This is a genomic window from Candidatus Seongchinamella marina (genome assembly GCF_026262685.1).
Lineage (GTDB): Bacteria > Pseudomonadota > Gammaproteobacteria > Pseudomonadales > Halieaceae > Halioglobus > Halioglobus marinus.
Genome location: NZ_SHNP01000005.1, coordinates 298,169 through 316,622, shown reverse-complemented (window position 1 = coordinate 316,622; position 18,454 = coordinate 298,169). Strand labels below are relative to the sequence as shown.

Genomic DNA, 18,454 nt, shown 5'->3' with positions numbered 1-18,454 from the left:
TTAATTTAAATTTCAAACTCTGCTAACAGCTGCTCCATGCTGGACATAGGCTGTCGCCGTTTTACTGCCCAACGAAGGCTATTCAAATGGTTAAAAAGCGCCATCGCTGATCTTTACCAAACCGCCCATAATTCCCACATAGGCCGTGCCATCGGGCCCAATTGAGATCGAGCCGTAATGATTATTGAACAACCAACCCGTGCCCGTGAGTAACTTGTATACCAGCGTGCCCGTGTGAACATTCACTGCCGTGAAGTACCAGGCATGCAAATCTGCAGGGTTAGATTCATCGCGTGTGTAAAGATAAATCAGTCCGTTGGCTTCAGAAACTTTCGGAACCGCTGACGGTGACGTTATCGCCAGATTCTCCCACACGGTTTCACAACCACTGCCGTCTGCAAGAATGTCAACTCTGGCGAGCCCAGGCTCTGATGTCGGCACATTTCTGGGGCCATAGTAGCCGAAATTATTTTCTGCGATGAGTGAACGTCCTACCGACGCCAAAGAATTCTCAGTAGTGCCTTTATCAGCTGGAAAGATCCCATGCTTGCAGACCACTGTCCCGTCATCTTGATCATAGACCATGATGTTCACACGGCCATCGGCGTTATCAGTAATCGCTACGTAATCTCGCCCCACCAAGGTGGGAGTGGTGCCAGAACCGAAACCCATGGTGCCCTCTTTGGCTGCACTGCCACGGTCATATGCTTGTCGCCATTGGGTGACCAACTCACCTTCATCACTGCGCCGGAAACTATACATGGCGTGACTGGACACCACGAATACGCCCTTCTCACCAACAGCGAGAGCGTTATCGACGCCTTCCTGCTCGCCATCGATATTTAGGGACACAGCAGCACCGTCTTCGCCATCGGCACCGACCAGGCCAACAACACCTGCTCGCGTGACAAACCAGTAGTTACCCTGCCAGTCGGGCACCACATCGATTATCCGATGAGGTCTGGTGCCAGCAGAATCCAGCAAATTGGCCAGAGGAATGCTTTCTTGCAGCGACCATTGGTAATCGCCGCTCTCCTGCGTCAACTCCCACAACTGAATCGCCATGTCGTTGGTGGCCAGCAGCACCCTATCCTGACTATCCAGATGGAAGTAAACGCCACCGCTAAATTTCTGACCTATCGGCAGCCAGCGCGTGATGACCTGCCTGGCAAGAATTTCCAGAGTCTCTGGGTCGCGAGCCACCAGCGTTACGCCAAAGGGCGTGACGCAGGTACCGATCATTTGCCCACTGCTGTTAAATGTCTGGGCGACGCAACTACCGAGCAAGCGGTGAAATTGCAAGGTACTAATCTTTGGATTTATCCCCAAAGGGCCGGCCCAGGTATAACTGTCACTTTGAGCTGCGTCGTTATGCATACTGTTCAACCCTGCCGGAGCAAGGAAGGGATGTTGAAACCGGTTCGACGCTTCTGTTACCGGATTTGCGCTTGCTGGGACACCTATGTAAGCGGGCACGTCAATCACACCAGAAGGCGTCGGTCTGGCAGGATCTGATTCCAGGTAAGTCCAGCCCAGGGCACACAGGCCCAGCAATAAAATGAATAGAGTAATAACAGTCTTCATACCGCCATGCTCTCTAACTCCAGTTGAGGGAGAAACTCAGCCCTCTAATTAGTTATGAGGCTCTAGCAATTGTCTTGCACAAGTCCCCGGCAGCTTCCTGCGGCAACAGGAACCAGCGCAGTCGCTCTCCTGCCTCGGTTAATTGCAGTTCATACTTGTTTTCCTGCCGATCGACTCTGGTCAACTCGGCCTTAGCCTGATCAAAAATATCCTGCAGTATGGGCAGGGTGTCGATCGACGCTGTTTTGCAACACACGAACTCGGCGAAACGCCAACCTTCAAGACTACTCACTAAGCCCATTGCTTGTCCCTGAAATTGCCAAACGCCGGATTTATCATTGAACTGATAATAAGGCAGTAAGCGCCAGCCATGCTCAGCCACCAACTCTATGGCTCTTAACAAGAACTCAAACTCTTGCTCCCCAATAAAGTAGTTAAAATTGAGTCGCACCCAACCCGGTCGGAGCACTATGGCACCGTTTTGGATTTCTGTCTCAATATCGCGACTGTAATTCATATCCATACCCAGCAAGCTGTGGCCATAGGGTCCAGCACAGGAGCAACCTCCGCGGACTTGAATACCGAATAAATCATTGAGCAATGATACGACGAATCCGTAGTGGAGGTCTCTGTGGCCGTGCCGGAAGCGCAACGACATAATCGACAGGCGAGGAGCGGTGTCTCCGCCCAGAATTTCAATATTGGAAACGGCATTAAACCTTTTAATAGCACGCTCGACAAAGCTTTGCTCGCGACGCTCTATTTCATCGGTCCCCACTTCCTGTTGCAGTTTGAACACCAGGCCTGCGCGAATTGACTCAATAATCGCAGGGGTTCCACCCTCTTCCCGGCGCTCATGATCTTCGATGTAAAGATGATCTTTGGGCGTTACATACATGACAGTACCGCCACCAACGACGGTGGGAACGCTGTTACCAAGTACGTTCTTTTTAACCACGAGCACACCGGGTGTGCCTGGGCCACCAACAAATTTGTGCGGTGAAATAAAGACAGCATCCAAAGGATTCTCACCCTGCATATCGATACCGACATAAGGTGCTGCCGCGGCATAATCCCAAAAGGCCAGCGCGTCATAACGCTTCAATATTTGCGTGACTTTCTCGACGTTACTCTTTATCCCGGTCACATTAGAAGCTGCCGAAAAGCTACCAATGCGCAGGGGTCGCTCCGCGTGAGCCTGCAGTTGCGATTCCAACTCAGCTGTATCAATTTGCCCACAGTCAGTGAGCGGTATAGACACTACATCCGCAATGGACTCGCGCCAGGGTAGTTCATTGGAGTGATGCTCGTAGGGACCAATAAATATGACCGGGCGCTGGGCGCTGGGAATCTGCGACTCCAGTTGGTAGCGGTCCGATAAATCACGAGGTAGACGTAAATTGAGAATATCAATAATTTTGTTGATAGCAGCGGTGGCGCCGGGGCCACAAAAAATAACCTGATCATCTGCGCTGCCGTTTACGGCACTGCGAATTTGCTGCCTGGCCTGCTCACGCAATGCGGTGGTCTGCGCTCCGGTAAACGAAGTCTCTGTATGGGTGTTCGCATACCACGGCAATACTTGCTCGCGGATATAATCCTCGATAAAGGCGAGGCCGCGTCCGGAAGCGGTGTAGTCTGCATATACCAGCGGTTTTTCACCAAAGGGAGTGTTAAAGAGCTGCTGGGAACCAATAACGGCTTCGCGAATTTTTTCAATCAGTTGATTCATGCTTGTGACACCTCATTCAATGACAGGATAATAGGCCATTCAGGATGAAACATTGTTTCTATTTGTAGTTATATCTTGTCTTTTATCGTAAAATAATTTCGAATATGTTGTTATTTTCGAAACTTTTTTTCATTAATTAGCTAAATACCGGATCAAATGTAAAAATGAATGCGACCGACAAAAAGATTTTGCGCCACATGCAGCGCGACGCCACACTGTCTGTGGCCGATCTTGCAGAATTAGCTGACATATCCAAATCGGCCTGCTGGCGGCGCATTCAAAAGCTCGAACAACAGGGCGTCATCCGTAACCGCGTCACCCTTTTGGACCCGACTGCGGTAGATCTTTCCCTGACCGTTTTCATCGCAATCAAGACTAACCAGCATAATCAGTCATGGGTGCGCCAGTTCACCAAGGTCACACAAAGTATTCCTGGCGTTCTGGAGGTGCACCGTATGGGGGGCGACGTGGATTATCTGATAAAGGCCGTTGTCAAAGACATGCCTGACTATGACGCCCTCTATCAGGAATTGATCAAAGCCGACCTTTTTGATGTCAGTGCCAGCTTCGTTATGGAAGCGCTTAAGCAGACCACAGAGTTACCTCTATAGCGCACTGAGCACTCATTGCGTTAAGGTGCACTCTGACATTTCAGCCCTCAGTTTATAGAGGGCAGTTGATACCGATCAAACTTGTCACGCACTTTGATCACGTCTAAATCACGGCGGTGGATCGCCTCGATTGTCAAACATGGCCACTAATGGCCTGGTGTCACTAACACTCAGGTCCGCTTTCGCAGAAAATTTTAAAGGCTTTTGAAAGACGCCCTCGGCCTCGGTCAACTCAAGCAACGCAGACCAATAGTCGCCGTCAAAACTCTCATGCTCCCCGTCGACACTCACCTTGTCCATAAGCAAGCTTGAGCCACTGATATCTGCCCTGAACTCTAGCGGCATACCCCCTTTAATATTGATATCAGCCGCCAGGTCAGCCTCAAAATTCTGGTCATCCAGCGTCTCCTTGACATCGCCGGAGTCGAGCTTTATCGATCCTTTCATATCTGTTGCGCCCAGGAATACATCTGCATCAAGGTTCGCCGAACCTCCCGTAAAACTAAAGGGCATGTCAGGCGGCAGATAATAATTCAGTACCGACATATTCAGCACCGATGCGTCCTTTACCAGCAGATTAAGCGCGCTGCTCTTACGGCGCTCAATGGCCCTTTCATCGCTAAGCAGCTCTTTGATACTCATACCCGGGTCGAGAGCAATAAGATTTGACCCACGATATTGCAGCTTAAGGCTATCCCCCTGCAGAAAAGCTTCACTTTCTCCCAGGCGAGAGATCACCAGGGAATCGTAATTGATGTCCAAACCCATTGGCTTATCGGCGTCGTCTGGAGTGTGAACAGCAATCACCCCCCGACCCGAAACATCCAATTCCCGAATAACCACATTCAGGTCTTCAGTGGTTGCGCTAAAGTCTGTACCGGCATGCATGTAACCTTCACTCGCAACGAGACGGCCTTTGACCCGCCCCGCCCCACTGATTACTACATTTCCCAGATTAGCAGTGAACAGGTTGATAAAGCCCAAACTACCCACTGTCAGATCCAGCTGTGTATCGACATGAGCAAAGGGCAGCATTTGCAGCCCCTTGTTCTCACGAGGCACAAACGGTGCAAAACCCAGTTTTCCATTTACATCGCCACCTTTGAAGAGCTCGGTGTCGCTGTTAACGTAAGCGGGCCCTAGTCTCAGGTTAATGTCCCTGGCGTCCAGGCTAAAAGCTCCACCTCTGGTCTCAATATTTAAGTCCGCCATTGCAGTACCGGCGCCGCTGCCCTTGATGTTGAATATCCAGAAACTGTGTTGTCCGCTAGCGCGCATATCGCGTAACCGCACCTTCCAGGGGCGCCTCTTCTTGAGCACTGACGTATCAACTGGAACAATCTCTCTACCGGTGATAGATGGAAAATAAGCCAGTTTATCGCTGTAGTTGCGATCGGGCTTAAAGCGAGGACGTTGGCGATAATCAACGTCTTCGGCTCGAATCCCCGACACATGCACAACTTTGAAAATCAGCGGCAGCAGGGCAATCGAGCCAGCGCCAGAGCTTGCCTGTAACTCCCACTGCTGAGAGCGGCTCTGCCCGTTTACCGAAATACCCCGCGCGTGCACGCGAAACGGATAAAAACTCCAGGCGTTCTCCACGAGACATGGAACTTTGCAGGGCGAATCATGTTCACCAAATCCTGAGTCAGGCTCAGCTGCAGCGCACTGTTAATAATAAGCAGGTAAGCCAATTTTACGACTCGCCTAACAACTTTTTTAATTTTGACCCATGCGCTTTTCCTTTATCAATCGCGATCAGTGTGCAACCCAAGGCTATTTTTTCATGGTTTATTCAAAAAGTTCGAAACATCCGCCACTCCAGAGTAACTTTACAAGCTCAGAAAACGACTGCTTTCCTCTGGACCATACACGAGGCAGGCCCATCTATACTTAAAAGAACGTGAGTCTCAGAACTCTAATCGTTATTAAACTAATTTAGATCGGTGCTAACAATTTCACGTTGATTAAACGCGCAATTTGCTACTCAACTTGAGTAACTGACCGAGCTCTCCATTGGCTAAGCGGCCCGCCTCTACGGTTTGCACCATGGCAAGACGCCCAGGCGGCGTACTTTGTCGGGCCTGGGATAACTCCCAACGCAATTGAGCCAGCAACCAGAATTCTGCAGGGTACTTTCCCTCGGTGGCCCGCTCTAGCAGCAAGGCCATTTTTGGTGTGATGCCCCGCTTACCCTTCACCAGTTCGTTCACCGGCTGGGGCTGATTAAACCCTAATTGACGGGCCAGCATAGACTGCGACAATTCACCCGGTACCAGAATGAGAGGGTCAAGCAAAGAGCCTGGATGCGGAATGAAGCCGTTACTCACGGGGTTGTCTCAGCTTCGCTAGCAGTGGACTGCCCCAAAAGCGTTTTGTAGCCGCCGATAAAAGAACCCAGATCGGTTGCAGAGTGCGGCATCCACACGACATTCTGGTTGCTTGCCATCTGGTCGAGAGTTTCCATATAGCGAAGGCCGATTAAATAATCACCGGTATCACCTCCCAACGCTTCCTGCACCCGCAGCAGCTTTGACTTTTCTGCATTTGCCAACAGTTCAATCGCCTGCGCCTGGCCTTCCGCCTCGCGAATTTGCGCCTCACGTTCGCCATCGGCTTCAGCAATTCGTGCATCTCTCTCGCCCTCAGCCCTCAATACAGCAGCGCTTTTAAAACCCTCCGCTTCTGTCACTCTTGCGCGACGTTCTCGCTCGGCCTTCATTTGCTGTTCCATTGACGCCAGTACATCCTGAGGCGGCGTGATGTCCTGAACCTCCACCCGATTAACCTTGACGCCCCAGGCCTGAGCTGCACTGTCGATAGTTTCAACCAGGCTGGCATTGATTGTCTCTCGCGAAGTTAAGGTGTCATCAAGGTCCATTTCACCAATCACATTACGCAGAGTTGTCTGGGTAAGGGTTTCGAGGGCGATTGGTAGATTGGAGATTTCATAGACGGCCTTTTGCGGATTGATAATTTGAAAATAAACAACTGCGTCGACCTGAATTCCCACGTTATCGCGAGTAATTACAGATTGGCTGGGAAAATCATATACCTGCTCACGCAAATCCAGATTGGTGATCTGGGAAACCATATAAAACTTCTGGCCTGCTTCCTTTACGGTAACGCGCCAGGGAACGCTGCGAGGCTTGTCAATTACCGGGATAATAATGTTCAGCCCGGCATTCAGTTGACCGCGAAACTTACCAAGCCGCTCTATCATTACGGCGCTCTGCTCCGGAACGATACGAATGCCTTTAACGAGCAGGGTGATAATAAACACCCCAATGGTCGCTATCACTATCATTAGTGCTTCAGTCATATTCCCTACTCCTGATTAATGGTTAATTCGCTTGACTACCAACACGGTGGATTTAACCTCGATGATCTCTGCTTCATCGCCTTCCATGAGATCATCATCTGATTGCACCGACCACAGGGTGTCGCGAAAATGTGTTTGCATTCCGCCGCCGAGATCAGGGCTATCACTGATAACAACGCGCTTGCCAATCATGGCGTTAACACCAAAAGGTGAGGGCTTATCATCCATAAAGGTGCGCACAGCGAGCGGCCGGATACCGAAGAAAAACACCAGCGATGCCACCGAAAATGCGAGCATGGCCCAACCCAAACTGTCGCTAGCAAAGTGAGCGAAGCCAGCAACAAACGCAGCAACACCAAGACCGGCCAAAACAAAGCCTGGAACAAATATCTCTGCGGTTAACAACATCGCTCCGAGGATCAGCCAAAGATGCCAAAACTCCAGTCCAATTGACCCCATAAATTTCTCACGCTTGCATATTACTCGTGTAGGCATTATCCAATATTTTTTCCAAAAAATCGATCAATCGCACGTACAGTAGAAGCACGGCTAACAATAGAATTTAATGTTAAGCCTGGAGAGTCAGCGCTCGAGCGTAGACACATGAGTCCACATTACCACCACTCAAAACCACCCCCAGCTTTTTATCTCGATAGCGATCACACTGCTGCAGAAGCGCAGCCAACGCAGCTGCGCCCGCTCCTTCTGCGACGTTATGGGTATCGTGAAAAAAACAACTCATGGCCTGGAGCACTTCTTCGTCACTCACAGCGACGATTTCGGCAACATTACCTGACATCATCTGCAACGCCTCAGCATTAGGTACACGCACGGCCATCCCATCTGCCAGCGTATTAGCTGAATCGGTATTGACACAGTGTCCCGCTGCCAACGACTTTTGATAACAGCGCGCCTCTGACGATACCACGCCGATGATCTCGGTGCTTAATTGCAGGGCGTTACGCGCACTGATCATTCCGCAGATGCCAGAACCCAGACCAATAGGCACGTAAACGCGCTCCAACGTCGGTTTTGACCTTAAAAATTCAAGGGCATAGCTAGCGACACCTGCAACGAGATCTAGATGAAACGATGGCATACGATGCAAGTTGCGCTTTTTAGCCAGCCTGCCTGCATGCGCCGCGGATTCATCGAAATCCCGGCCGTAGACCACCAACTCGCACCCCAGGGCCTCCATCGCGCTATTCTTACTAGCGCTATTACCGTGGGGCACTACCACAACAGCGGGGATTCCACTGCGCGCGGCGGCCAGGGCAACGCTCTGACCGTGATTACCACGAGTCGCTGTTACAACACCGGGGCAATCAGGGTCCCGTTGCTCCAGGCGACTCATATAGACTAGCCCACCGCGAACCTTGAACGCGCCGGTAGGATTATGATTTTCGTGTTTTACCCACACTTCATTACCGCAGCGGGCACTGAGCAGAGGCCAGTTAATTTGAGGTGTAGGCGACAGCACCTGATAGGCGATGTCGGCGGCCGACTCCAGGTCAGCCAGGGAAAGCGCTTGCAACTCAGGTGTCCTGTGCCAACTGTTCAGCAGTTTCCTGGTACGCCCTGCAGTCAGGCGTAGCTACTTTTTGCTCATCCTGAAAATCCTCACAGCTCAGCGCAGCCATGCTGCGCATACAATCCACAGCGGGACCGTGCAGTGGATGATCTGACGGAACTTCCTGCACGCCTGCCCGCATAGTGTCACACACGCTTTCTAGCATGGGTTCCATCATTTGCTTAAGCTCAGGCGTTAAATCAGCCTCTGCAATTTGCGCTATTGAGCAGGCCTTCACCTTTTCACAAAGATCAAAGGCAGCGCTGTCCAGATCGCCGGCGACCACATTACCGACAACGAAGAAAAGCAACCCACTTAACGCCAGCTTGTTTCTCACTTTCGTAAACATCATTTTCCCCTAGTGCGCCTCCGAATTTAACACAAATAACTCCAGTACAGGCAGACTCTAAGCAACGGCGCCATCCAAAGCAAAGTTTACCTCATGAGCCTTCAGCTCCTGTCGACACTGACTACAGCGGACCGGAGCCTTAAGCTCCTGGCCACAATCGTCATGCATGACAATCATCGGTGGACCGAGGGCATTCGGAGCGCACCATAGATCCCCCCAATGCAACAAGGCAAGAAACCACGGAAGCAAGTCCTTTCCCTTGGGCGTCAGCTGGTAGGAATAACGCACAGGCTTTTGCTGATAAGCGAGTTGTTCAAAAACCCCTTCTCTTACGAGGAATCTGAGCCGGTCCGAAAGAATATTTGTCGCCACAGGCAGCTCACTGTGAAACTCCTCAAAGCGAGTCAACCCATGCAAGGCCAAAGCGATGACATTCGCCGTCCAACGATCACCGACAAGATTAATCAAATTTTTATACAGCGCATGCTGCGAGGGAACGCTAGCGGCTGCGATAGACGAGCGACGACGCACCTTCTTTCCTCTAATATCAATAGCCGCACCAGGACCTGGCTTGTAAGCCACATTGGAGAACGCCACTTCTCCATCACAATTTGCGCACTCTATGATTGGCTGAAACGTCTCGCCACACAGCATATGGGTTAACTCAACCCTATCCAGTTCAGTATTCTGAAACCAGTTTCTCTCCCAGCGGATGGCCATTAACGCGCAGTCATAAAGGCCTATTGCTTTGCAAGTCAACTGATAAACAGGCCGCTTGTTTCCGCGGCTCGTTTCGCGCCTTAGGCAATCAACTCCCTGCAGCCATTTGAGGCGATTCGAGAGAACGCCTCTGGAAACACCCATTGCCTTCATCATTTCGTTAAACGTATTAATACCCCAAAACACTTCCTGGATAATTAGCAGGCACCACTTATCGCCAATTTGATCCAGGGCCCGGTTAATGGAACTGGCCTTGGTGATCAATTCACTCATTCAAAACAAACCTTCAATTTGACCCCGCTCGTTAACGTAAATATTATTCGCGGCTGGCGTCCGAGGCAATCCCGGCATGCGCATGATATCGCCACAAACAACGACCAAAAACTCTGCCCCGGCAGCAAGCTTCAGCTCTCGAACCTTCACCGAATGATTGGACGGAGCCCCCATTAGCAGCGGGTCAGTGGAAAAACTGTATTGCGTTTTCGCCATACAAACAGGGAAGTGCCCATAGCCCTCCTCCTGAAACTGGCGAAACTGATCCCTGACTTTTTTGTCCGCCTGCAGGTCGTCGGCTCCATATATCTCCCGAGCCACAGTCCGCGCCTTGTCCCATAAGCTGACATCGTCATCGTATAAGGTATGAAACTGGGCAGTTCCTGCATCAGCCAAATCTGCTACCGCCTCAGCAAGATCCGTAGCCCCAGCGCCACCATCGGCCCAATGCGTGCAAAGATGAGCTTGCAAGCCACATGAATCCACATAAGCTTTCACCGCCTGAATTTCGGCGTCTGTATCAGTGGTAAAGTGATTGATGGCAACGGTGACGGGGACCCCGAACCGCCCCACGTTGCGAATGTGACGACCCAGGTTCTGCAGTCCTTTTTCTAATGCACCTAGATCCTCTGTGGCCAGTTGGTCTTTACTAACCCCTCCGTGCATTTTAAGGGCACGAATCGTCGCCACAATGACTACCGTATCGGGACGCAGCCCAGACTTACGGCATTTAATATTGAAGAACTTCTCTGCACCCAGATCAGCACCAAAGCCGGCTTCCGTCACTACATAGTCGGACAGCTTAAGTGCCGACTTGGTGGCGATGACGGAATTGCAACCGTGAGCAATATTGGCAAACGGACCACCATGAATGAAGGCAGGAGTATTTTCCAGGCTCTGCACCAGATTAGGTGCAAGGGCATCGCGCAGTAGCGCAGTCATCGCTCCGGACGCATTCACCTGATCGGCGGTAACTGGCTTCAGCTCGCCCCTCGTATAACCGATCACAATGCGCCCTAGGCGCTGCTGTAAATCCTCCAAACTATTCGCCAGGCAAAATATCGCCATGACTTCTGAAGCCACCGTAATATCAAATCCACTCTGCATGGGAAAGCCATTGCCCGGGGCGCCACAGCCTGTAATTACCTCTCTGAGTTGACGGTCATTAATGTCGACCACTCGGGGCCAGGTAATCCGACGCAAGTCAATACGAAGCTCATTAGACCAGTGAATGTAGTTATCAACCATGGCAGACAGCAAATTGTGCGCCGCTCCAATAGCATGCATATCACCCGTGAAATGCAGGTTGATATCTTCCATAGGCACCACCTGCGAGTAACCGCCACCCGCCGCACCGCCCTTCATGCCAAAGCAGGGACCCAAACTAGGTTCGCGTAAACACACAGACGAATTCCGGCCAGTGCGTCTGAGCGCATCTGCCAATCCAATGCTAGTCGTGGTTTTACCCTCACCTGCCGGGGTAGGGCTAATGGCAGTCACGAGAATCAACTTACCGTCGGGCTTATCGGACAAGGATTCCAGATAACCCAGGTTTACCTTGGCTTTGCTATGACCATAAGGCACGAGTTCATCGTGGGGGATATTCAACTCCTTCGCGACCTCAACAATGGGTCGCATGGAAGCTTCTCTCGCTATTTCAATATCGGACTTCATGGCTATCCTCGAGCTATTAATTATTAGTTACTGCTTTAGTCACTGTGAACTTTTTCACAGTTCGCGCTTCATCCATTGACCCGCTATCACTGCAGGCGCAGTATAGCTCGGCGCCTGCGGGCACAAAGGGTATTTTTAGCATTTGTTGCGACCCATATTTAAGAAATTGCGACATCATTTTTTCGAGAGCAAGACTCATGATCACTCTGCACCAGACATCAATCAGTAAGCGTGACGCTATGTATAGCGTCGCAGCTGTATGTCTATGGACACGCAAGGTGATTTTAGGAAGCACTTGAGATAATCAAGATTTAGATAAAGGCCTCCGAGAACACTGATTCCGGAGGCCTTTTTTATTTCCTAACAAAAAGCACTTCCGGTTCAAGGTTCTACTAATAAGGATAGAACCGTGAAAAGGTCACTGGAAAACAACATCAGAGCAATTTACCTGCTGGGATTCTTCACCGGATTTTTAGTAGTGTTGCCCGTATTCGTGCCTCTTTTGCAGGGCTACGGACTTTCCATGAGCCAGGTAATGCAAACCCAGGCACTTTTCGCACTCACCATTGCACTATGTGAAGTGCCCTCCGGTTACATCGCAGACATATGGGGACGACGTAACGCTATTCTGGTTGGCAGTGCGTGCAACGCGTTGGGGGTCTTCTCCCTTTTATGGGCCGATAGCTTCGTCGATTTCCTGATCTACGAGTTTATTCTGGGTGTGGGATTATGAGGCGTTAAACCAGAGAGTACCTGGCGAGTTCCGCGCAACCGTCAATTCGCTGGTGAGCCTTGGCGTGCGATCCACATTTATTGTGACCGGACCACTGCTTGGAATAGCCCTGGATACACAGGGCATGCAGGCAACGCTACTGGGCTTGCTGGCGATCTTCACTCCATTAATGGGGTTGGTTTTGGTTCCACTGGTGGTTCGTATTCGCCGGGAAAAAGCCGAGGAAGCCCTGCAAGCCTCGACGCAAGCTGCCGCCTGTTAAAGGGCGGTATCTTTTTTACGAGAGAAATCAATGACAACGTTGTCTATGACTCGATATCCAGTTAGGATGGTCGCTATGAAACCGACTATTAAAGATGTGGCAAAACTCGCTGGCGTCTCTTTCAAAACTGTATCTCGAGTCATCAATCGAGAGCCATCAGTGGGTGAAGCGCTGCAAGCGAAAGTGTGGGCAGCAATCGAGGAGCTCAACTACCAGCCCAACCTGTCGGCCAGGCAACTGCGTGGCTCCCCCAGCTTTCTCGCCTTCATCTATGACAATCCTAACAGCGACTATGTGATAGAAATGCAACATGGCATTCTCGAAGAGTGCAAGCGTCAGGGCTTTGAACTTCTCATCCACCCAGCCGACTCTGTCGATGGTGCATATATGGAAGAGCTTCGCAGCCTGATTAGCAATGGTCATATAGCCGGCCTGATTCTTACACCTCCATTTTCAGAGTCAAAAGAACTCATTGAGACACTGGACGACCGAGACATACGTCACGTTCGGATTCTCTCGGGCGATATGGAATCCGATAGCCCTGGCCCCTGCATTTTAATTGATGACTACCGCGCGGCTTACGAAATCACCCGTTACCTGGTGTGCCTGGGGCACAGGGACATTGCCTTTCTGGCAGGCAGCCACGAACACGACACATCCAGCGAAAATCGCCAGCGAGGCTACCACGCTGCACTGACGGATGCCGATATTAAGCCGCAGGCATCTTTAGTCGTACCCGGGGAATATACATTCAACTCAGGTAGCGAGAGAACCTCAACGCTTCTCGGTCAACAACCGCCGCCCACTGCGATCTTCGCATGCAATGACGAGATCGCTTCCGGTGCGCTGTTTGCTGCACGTATAAAGCAGGTAGCAGTTCCGCAACAGCTCTCTATTGCTGGCTTCGAGGACAGTCCATTCTCTCGCCAAAGTTGGCCCAAGCTGACCACAGCACATCAACCCAATAGCGAAATTGCCGCCAACGCTGCAAGAATTCTTATCGAAAGCATCCGTTCTTCACGTCAGGGCAACACCGACAAGGACCCCGCCAGAATGGGCTTTCAACCAGAGATAGTGGTTAGAGACTCCACATGCCCGGCCGCGACATGAGCAGCGCTGTTTCGGCGGGGCATGTGTTCGATGGAAAAATCTGGCTGGACAACTATGGCCTGTTACTAGAAGGCGGAAACATTCAGGCACTCCTCCCCCGGGCAGACATTCCCAGAGACATCCCCCACAATAATCTGGGCGACTTGAGCCTGGCCCCCGGATTGATCGACATTCAGGTCAACGGAGGCGGAGGGGTCATGCTGAACAACAATCCCTCTGCGGAGGGCGTAGCTTGCATGGTGCAAGCTCATCGCCAGTTCGGCACTACCGGGCTCGCTCCCACTGTGATAAGTGATACCCCAAAGGTCCAGCGTGCCGCAGCGGCAGCCGTCGCCCAGGCTCGGGAGGCTGGCGAAATGAGTGTGCTGGCACTGCATATTGAGGGCCCTCATTTTGAGCCGCAACGACGCGGCACCCACAAGGCGGAAATGATTCGTCCCATTTCTGACAGTGACTTGTCCTGGCTGACCAGCTTGCAAGACTTCCCGGTTATTGTGACGCTCGCTCCCGAGCATGCCGCTCCCGGACAGATACACGCACTGGCCGCTGCTGGCTTAATAGTTTGTGCCGGACATACCAATGCCACCTATGAGCAGATACAGACTTCGATTGACGATGGCCTGCGTGGCTTCACACATCTGTTCAACGCCATGAGCCCGCTAGAAGCGCGTGCGCCGGGCACGGTTGGGGCCGCTCTTGAGAGCGACTCGACCTGGGCTGGAATCATCGCCGATGGACACCACGTTCATCCGACCAGCATTCGGCTTGCACATCGCACCAAGGCCCCGGGTAAACTTCTACTGGTCAGCGATGCAATGTCCACGGTCGGCGGACCTGCACACTTCGAAATCTATGGCGAGCAAATCAGCGCAAAAAATGGCCGCCTGGTCAACGCCGAGGGTAAGTTGGCGGGCAGCGCTATAGCTCTTATTGATGCGGTGCGCATCGCGCACGAGGAGGCCGGGATAGCACTGGGGGAATGCCTGCGTATGGCTTCACTTTATCCCGCCACTTTCCTGGGCATGGATGAGCAACTGGGACGGCTGCAGCCGGGGTATCGTGCAGATATGCTTGCCTTTGATAAAAAGTACTGCGTGAGTGACACCTGGGTTGCAGGGCAACACCAGCGCTGCGCCTGAAGAGAGAAACAACTACCCATGAAGGTTGTAATACAGGATGATTCGCCCGCTGTCGCCCGCTATGGCGCTTACATATTCCGCGAACAGCTACAAAAACAGCCGGCCTCGGTATTCGGCTTGGCAACCGGTTCGACACCACTGAGCCTTTACCGGGAACTGATCAACAGTACCCGGCGGGGAGAAATTTCTTTCTCCCAAGTGCGCAGCTTCAATCTCGACGAGTACATGGATCTGGCACCGCAGCACCCCCAGAGCTATAGAGCGTTCATGGACCGGGAGTTCTTTAACCAGATCGATATCGACACAGCGAACACCATGGTTCCACCGGGTGATGCGGCCAATCCGCTGACTGCCTGCAGCGAATATGAAAATGCCATTGCAGCGGCTGGCGGCATCGACATTCAGTTGCTGGGTATAGGTCGCAACGGCCATATCGGCTTTAATGAACCCACCTCCTGCCTGGCATCGCGGACCCGGGTGAAAACCCTTACGCGGCAAACTATCGACGATAACGCCCGGTTCTTCGACGCAGGCGAGTTCCAGCCACAACTGTCTATTACCATGGGTATAGGCACAATTATGGAGGCGAAGTTAGTCATGCTGCTAGCCACAGGCAAGAGTAAAGCCAAAGCCATAAAGGACATGGTGGAAGGACCGGTATCAGCATGGTGTCCTGCATCGGCTTTGCAGATGCACCCGTCTACTGTCGTCATCGTCGATGAGGAAGCGGCCAGCGAACTCAGCGATCCAGATTTTTTCAAACACATCGAGCAGCAGAACCAGGCCCTGTTAGCCCGACTCAAATCGCGGCGCTACCCGTCATAGCACTGGATTGCGAAACGCACCGCTCCCTCATCAGGCTGGCCTAGCGCAGGAACAACGCGCGCAACAATCTCCGGGCGCATCCAGGCCTGTAGCCTCTCGCCCAGCCCGCCTAACAGACAGAGCCCGCCCTCGCTCGTCCCCAGAAGTTTCTCGGCCATATCACTGAGGTAAGCCGCTCCCTCACGCACGATTTCCAATGCCACGGGATCACCACGCTGGGCACACTCAAGCACCAGCGGAGCCAGCGCTCCATAATCCCTAGAAGAAGCTCCAACCATGGCGTCAGCAATGCCCAGGCCAGAGGCAGCCAGTTGCGACTCCGAAGCCCGGGATAACGCAGTTTCGGGAGCGAGACTATCATCAGCCTGTAACACAGCTTTTACCGCTTCGAGGCCAAGCCACGCACCACTGCCCTTGTCACCAAAGGGAAAGCCATGGCCTCCATAGCTGATTTCATTGATAGTGCTATAACCCACTGAACCAGTGCCGGCAACGATAACAGCGCCGTCAGCAGCCCCATGGGCAGCGAGACATGCGATGTGAATATCCGTTCCCACATAGAACTTTGCGAACGGGTGATCCCACTCCTCTGTCTCGCGGGCAACTCTGGGAATATTCGCTCCAGCGAGACCAGCGCCCACCACCAGTTTTTTGATGTCTGTGTCGGGCAGGTGCGCTGAAGCCAAGGCTCGCTGGGCTGATTCCACGATAGAGCGAGGAGCCTGCAGCTGGTCCTGGAACACATTTGCAGGGCCAGCAACACCTTCGCCAAGAAGTTTACCGTTGCCATTGGCCAATCGTGCTTTGCACTTACTGCCGCCACCATCGATACCTAGGAACATGGGTCCCGACATTTTTTTCTGTCTCTTCGGTCATCATTCGGCTCTGCATTTTTACGTCAACGTTGCATTTTTCGAGCAACTATGACAACGTTGTCGCCATACACCCTGTGACCCTGGGACAAGGTTGTCAAAGATTTTGTATTACTCTTTCGACACGACCCTGTTACGTTCGGTATTCCTGCCTAGTCACCTGGCGATAAGCAATTGACTTCATTAAAAAAGTTGATTGACCCAGCCCGTGATTCGAGTAATCTCGCGAAATTAAGACAAAACCCGGACTTCAATCATGCAACAACTTTCCGGACAGGACGCTATGTTCCTGCACTCAGAAATAGACGGGCTCCCCCAACACATCGGTGGAGTGAGTATCTACGACCAGTCGACAGCCCCTGACGGCGAGGTCCGGTTCAAACAAATCCTCTCTATGCTGGAGCGCAGGCAGCATCTCTCGCCCATTTTCCGGCGCAAGCTGGCTTTCGTGCCAGGCAATCTCGGCCGCCCCTACTGGGTCGAAGACCCTGATTTTGATATAGAGTATCACGTGCGCCACATCGCCCTGCCCAAACCCGGCGACTGGCGCCAACTGTGTATTCTGGCGGCACGCATACACTCGCAACCACTGCGCCGCGACAAGCCAATGTGGGAAATGTACGTCATCGAAGGCCTGAATAACGTGGAGGGTTATCCGAATGGCTGTTTTGCCCTGTTACTGAAGGTTCATCACTGCGCAATGGACGGAGCCACCGGTACCCAGTTCATGAACATCGTGCACGATATGACGCCAGAGACCAGTGACCCGGGTGAACCACCTCCCTGGATGGTTGAGCGCCCTTCCAGAACCCGCATGCTTGGCAGAGCCTACCTGGATGCCTGGCGCAAGCCCGGCCAGGCCCTGGGGTTTATCAAAGACTCTATACCTGCATTCCTGCGAATCAGGGAAGCCCGCAAAATCGGTGATGTAAAATTCCTGGAGGGTAAGCAATCGACTCGCTTCCAGGGTAAGATTTCTCGCCACCGGGTGGTCGGGGCACGCAAGTTCGACTTTGAGGCAATACGCGCCATCAAGAACTCATGTCCGGGCGCAACCATCAATGACGCTATGCTCGCCATTGTGTCGGGCGGCATGCGCAAATACCTCAAAGACAAGGACGAGTTGCCCGACGAAACCCTGGTCACCGGTTGCCCCGTTGACGTTCGCTCGCCAGAGGAGCGGGCAGCGGGTGGCAATATGGTCGGCTTCATGAATTTGGGTTTGCGCTCGGATATTGAGGACCCCGCTGAACGCCTGGCCGCGATACACGAAGAATCAAAATCAGCAAAAGCCTATGCCGAAGCTCTCGGCCCCCGGTTCGCAGTGGACCTTACCGATGTGCTTCCGGGCAATGTATTGTCACTGGCGGTGCGCACTGCCTCTGCAACAGGACTCGCTGAAGCGAGCGTGATGTCCAACACCATCGTCACCAACGTACCCGGCGCGCCCTTCCAACTCTACATGTGCGGCGCCAAGCTAATTGATTCCATAAGTCTGGGCCCACTGTTGCCCAACGTGGGACTATTCCAGATTGTTTACAGTTCCGTGCAAGACAAAAAAGGTACAGTCACGCTTTCTTTCACCGCCTGTCGTGACATGATGCCCGACCCGGGCTTCTATGCCGAGTGCCTGCAACAGTCGTTTGACGAGCTTTATGCCGCAACCGTCGGCTGAGGC

General features: G+C 52.3%; 18 protein-coding genes. 7 read left to right on the top strand and 11 right to left on the bottom strand.

Annotated features, from left to right (window positions below; genetic code table 11):
* Positions 1-90: 90 nt before the first annotated feature.
* Both EYC87_RS15225 and EYC87_RS15220 read right to left on the bottom strand, forming a co-directional pair.
* Positions 91-1,584: a hypothetical protein gene (locus EYC87_RS15225; protein ID WP_279253605.1), complete on the bottom strand. Its 1,494-nt coding sequence runs from the start codon at positions 1,582-1,584 to the stop codon at positions 91-93.
* Positions 1,585-1,636: 52 nt separating this feature from the next.
* The gene (locus EYC87_RS15220) at positions 1,637-3,316 is read right to left on the bottom strand and encodes an aminotransferase class V-fold PLP-dependent enzyme (protein WP_279253604.1); all 1,680 of its coding nucleotides are present in this window, start codon (positions 3,314-3,316) and stop codon (positions 1,637-1,639) included.
* Between the two features lie 164 nt (positions 3,317-3,480).
* On the opposite strand from EYC87_RS15220, the gene EYC87_RS15215 reads away from it, so the two are divergent.
* Positions 3,481-3,927 carry an Lrp/AsnC family transcriptional regulator gene (locus EYC87_RS15215; protein WP_279253603.1) on the top strand — a complete coding sequence of 149 codons (447 nt, stop codon included), beginning with the start codon at positions 3,481-3,483 and terminating at the stop codon, positions 3,925-3,927.
* A gap of 108 nt (positions 3,928-4,035) precedes the next feature.
* Here the strand turns inward: EYC87_RS15215 and EYC87_RS15210 are convergent, their stop codons facing one another.
* The 8 genes from EYC87_RS15210 to EYC87_RS15175 all read right to left on the bottom strand — a co-directional run bounded on the left by EYC87_RS15210 (position 4,036) and on the right by EYC87_RS15175 (position 11,835).
* Positions 4,036-5,529: an AsmA family protein gene (locus EYC87_RS15210; RefSeq protein ID WP_279253602.1), complete on the bottom strand. Its 1,494-nt coding sequence runs from the start codon at positions 5,527-5,529 to the stop codon at positions 4,036-4,038.
* Between the two features lie 365 nt (positions 5,530-5,894).
* Positions 5,895-6,257 (bottom strand): HigA family addiction module antitoxin, encoded by a 363-nt coding sequence (locus EYC87_RS15205; RefSeq protein ID WP_050756585.1) that lies wholly within the window; start codon positions 6,255-6,257, stop codon positions 5,895-5,897.
* Positions 6,254-7,249, bottom strand: coding sequence for an SPFH domain-containing protein (locus EYC87_RS15200; RefSeq protein ID WP_279253601.1), 996 nt, complete (start codon positions 7,247-7,249; stop codon positions 6,254-6,256). Before EYC87_RS15200 ends, EYC87_RS15205 begins: the two co-directional genes overlap by 4 nt.
* 15 nt (positions 7,250-7,264) lie before the next feature.
* The gene (locus EYC87_RS15195) at positions 7,265-7,708 is read right to left on the bottom strand and encodes an NfeD family protein (RefSeq protein ID WP_279253600.1); all 444 of its coding nucleotides are present in this window, start codon (positions 7,706-7,708) and stop codon (positions 7,265-7,267) included.
* A gap of 109 nt (positions 7,709-7,817) precedes the next feature.
* Positions 7,818-8,783, bottom strand: coding sequence for a threonine dehydratase (locus EYC87_RS15190; RefSeq protein ID WP_279253599.1), 966 nt, complete (start codon positions 8,781-8,783; stop codon positions 7,818-7,820).
* 1 nt (position 8,784) lies between these two features.
* A complete protein-coding gene (locus EYC87_RS15185) occupies positions 8,785-9,171 on the bottom strand; it encodes a hypothetical protein (protein ID WP_007230812.1) in 387 nt (128 codons plus the stop codon).
* 54 nt (positions 9,172-9,225) lie between these two features.
* A complete protein-coding gene (locus tag EYC87_RS15180) occupies positions 9,226-10,161 on the bottom strand; it encodes a winged helix-turn-helix transcriptional regulator (RefSeq protein WP_279253598.1) in 936 nt (311 codons plus the stop codon).
* Entirely contained in the window at positions 10,162-11,835 is a 1,674-nt protein-coding gene (locus EYC87_RS15175; protein ID WP_279253597.1) for a formate--tetrahydrofolate ligase, read from the bottom strand. It lies immediately after the preceding gene.
* A 409-nt stretch (positions 11,836-12,244) separates the two neighbouring features.
* Between EYC87_RS15175 and EYC87_RS15170 the strand changes: the two genes are divergently transcribed.
* From EYC87_RS15170 to nagB, 5 genes are all read left to right on the top strand, one after another.
* Entirely contained in the window at positions 12,245-12,568 is a 324-nt protein-coding gene (locus tag EYC87_RS15170) for an MFS transporter (RefSeq protein WP_279253596.1), read from the top strand.
* Between the two features lie 64 nt (positions 12,569-12,632).
* A complete protein-coding gene (locus EYC87_RS15165; protein WP_279253595.1) occupies positions 12,633-12,830 on the top strand; it encodes a hypothetical protein in 198 nt (65 codons plus the stop codon).
* A gap of 75 nt (positions 12,831-12,905) precedes the next feature.
* Positions 12,906-13,940 carry a LacI family DNA-binding transcriptional regulator gene (locus EYC87_RS15160; RefSeq protein WP_279253594.1) on the top strand — a complete coding sequence of 345 codons (1,035 nt, stop codon included), beginning with the start codon at positions 12,906-12,908 and terminating at the stop codon, positions 13,938-13,940.
* Complete coding sequence (gene nagA / locus EYC87_RS15155) at positions 13,922-15,079, top strand: N-acetylglucosamine-6-phosphate deacetylase (RefSeq protein WP_279253593.1); 1,158 nt, start codon at positions 13,922-13,924, stop codon at positions 15,077-15,079. Before EYC87_RS15160 ends, nagA begins: the two co-directional genes overlap by 19 nt.
* Before the next feature lie 18 nt (positions 15,080-15,097).
* Positions 15,098-15,904, top strand: a complete 807-nt coding sequence (nagB, locus tag EYC87_RS15150) for a glucosamine-6-phosphate deaminase (protein ID WP_279253592.1) — start codon at positions 15,098-15,100, stop codon at positions 15,902-15,904.
* Here nagB and EYC87_RS15145 read toward each other — a convergent pair.
* The gene (locus EYC87_RS15145; protein WP_279253591.1) at positions 15,892-16,758 is read right to left on the bottom strand and encodes a glucosamine kinase nucleotide-binding domain-containing protein; all 867 of its coding nucleotides are present in this window, start codon (positions 16,756-16,758) and stop codon (positions 15,892-15,894) included. The two genes, nagB and EYC87_RS15145, sit on opposite strands and share 13 nt — an antisense overlap.
* Positions 16,759-17,032: 274 nt before the next feature.
* Between EYC87_RS15145 and EYC87_RS15140 the strand changes: the two genes are divergently transcribed.
* Positions 17,033-18,451, top strand: a complete 1,419-nt coding sequence (locus EYC87_RS15140; RefSeq protein WP_279253590.1) for a WS/DGAT/MGAT family O-acyltransferase — start codon at positions 17,033-17,035, stop codon at positions 18,449-18,451.
* Positions 18,452-18,454 lie beyond the last annotated feature (3 nt).

Excerpts from the sequence above, each read along its gene's own strand:
- EYC87_RS15225 (WP_279253605.1), bottom strand. The coding sequence starts at position 1,584 with ATGAAGACTGTTATTACTCTATTCATTTTATTGCTGGGCCTGTGTGCC.
- EYC87_RS15220 (WP_279253604.1), bottom strand. The coding sequence starts at position 3,316 with ATGAATCAACTGATTGAAAAAATTCGCGAAGCCGTTATTGGTTCCCAG.
- EYC87_RS15215 (WP_279253603.1), top strand. The coding sequence starts at position 3,481 with ATGAATGCGACCGACAAAAAGATTTTGCGCCACATGCAGCGCGACGCC.
- EYC87_RS15200 (WP_279253601.1), bottom strand. The coding sequence starts at position 7,249 with ATGACTGAAGCACTAATGATAGTGATAGCGACCATTGGGGTGTTTATT.
- EYC87_RS15195 (WP_279253600.1), bottom strand. The coding sequence starts at position 7,708 with ATGGGGTCAATTGGACTGGAGTTTTGGCATCTTTGGCTGATCCTCGGA.
- EYC87_RS15185 (WP_007230812.1), bottom strand. The coding sequence starts at position 9,171 with ATGATGTTTACGAAAGTGAGAAACAAGCTGGCGTTAAGTGGGTTGCTT.
- EYC87_RS15180 (WP_279253598.1), bottom strand. The coding sequence starts at position 10,161 with ATGAGTGAATTGATCACCAAGGCCAGTTCCATTAACCGGGCCCTGGAT.
- EYC87_RS15175 (WP_279253597.1), bottom strand. The coding sequence starts at position 11,835 with ATGAAGTCCGATATTGAAATAGCGAGAGAAGCTTCCATGCGACCCATT.
- EYC87_RS15160 (WP_279253594.1), top strand. The coding sequence starts at position 12,906 with ATGAAACCGACTATTAAAGATGTGGCAAAACTCGCTGGCGTCTCTTTC.
- nagA (WP_279253593.1), top strand. The coding sequence starts at position 13,922 with ATGCCCGGCCGCGACATGAGCAGCGCTGTTTCGGCGGGGCATGTGTTC.
- nagB (WP_279253592.1), top strand. The coding sequence starts at position 15,098 with ATGAAGGTTGTAATACAGGATGATTCGCCCGCTGTCGCCCGCTATGGC.
- EYC87_RS15145 (WP_279253591.1), bottom strand. The coding sequence starts at position 16,758 with ATGTCGGGACCCATGTTCCTAGGTATCGATGGTGGCGGCAGTAAGTGC.
- EYC87_RS15140 (WP_279253590.1), top strand. The coding sequence starts at position 17,033 with ATGCAACAACTTTCCGGACAGGACGCTATGTTCCTGCACTCAGAAATA.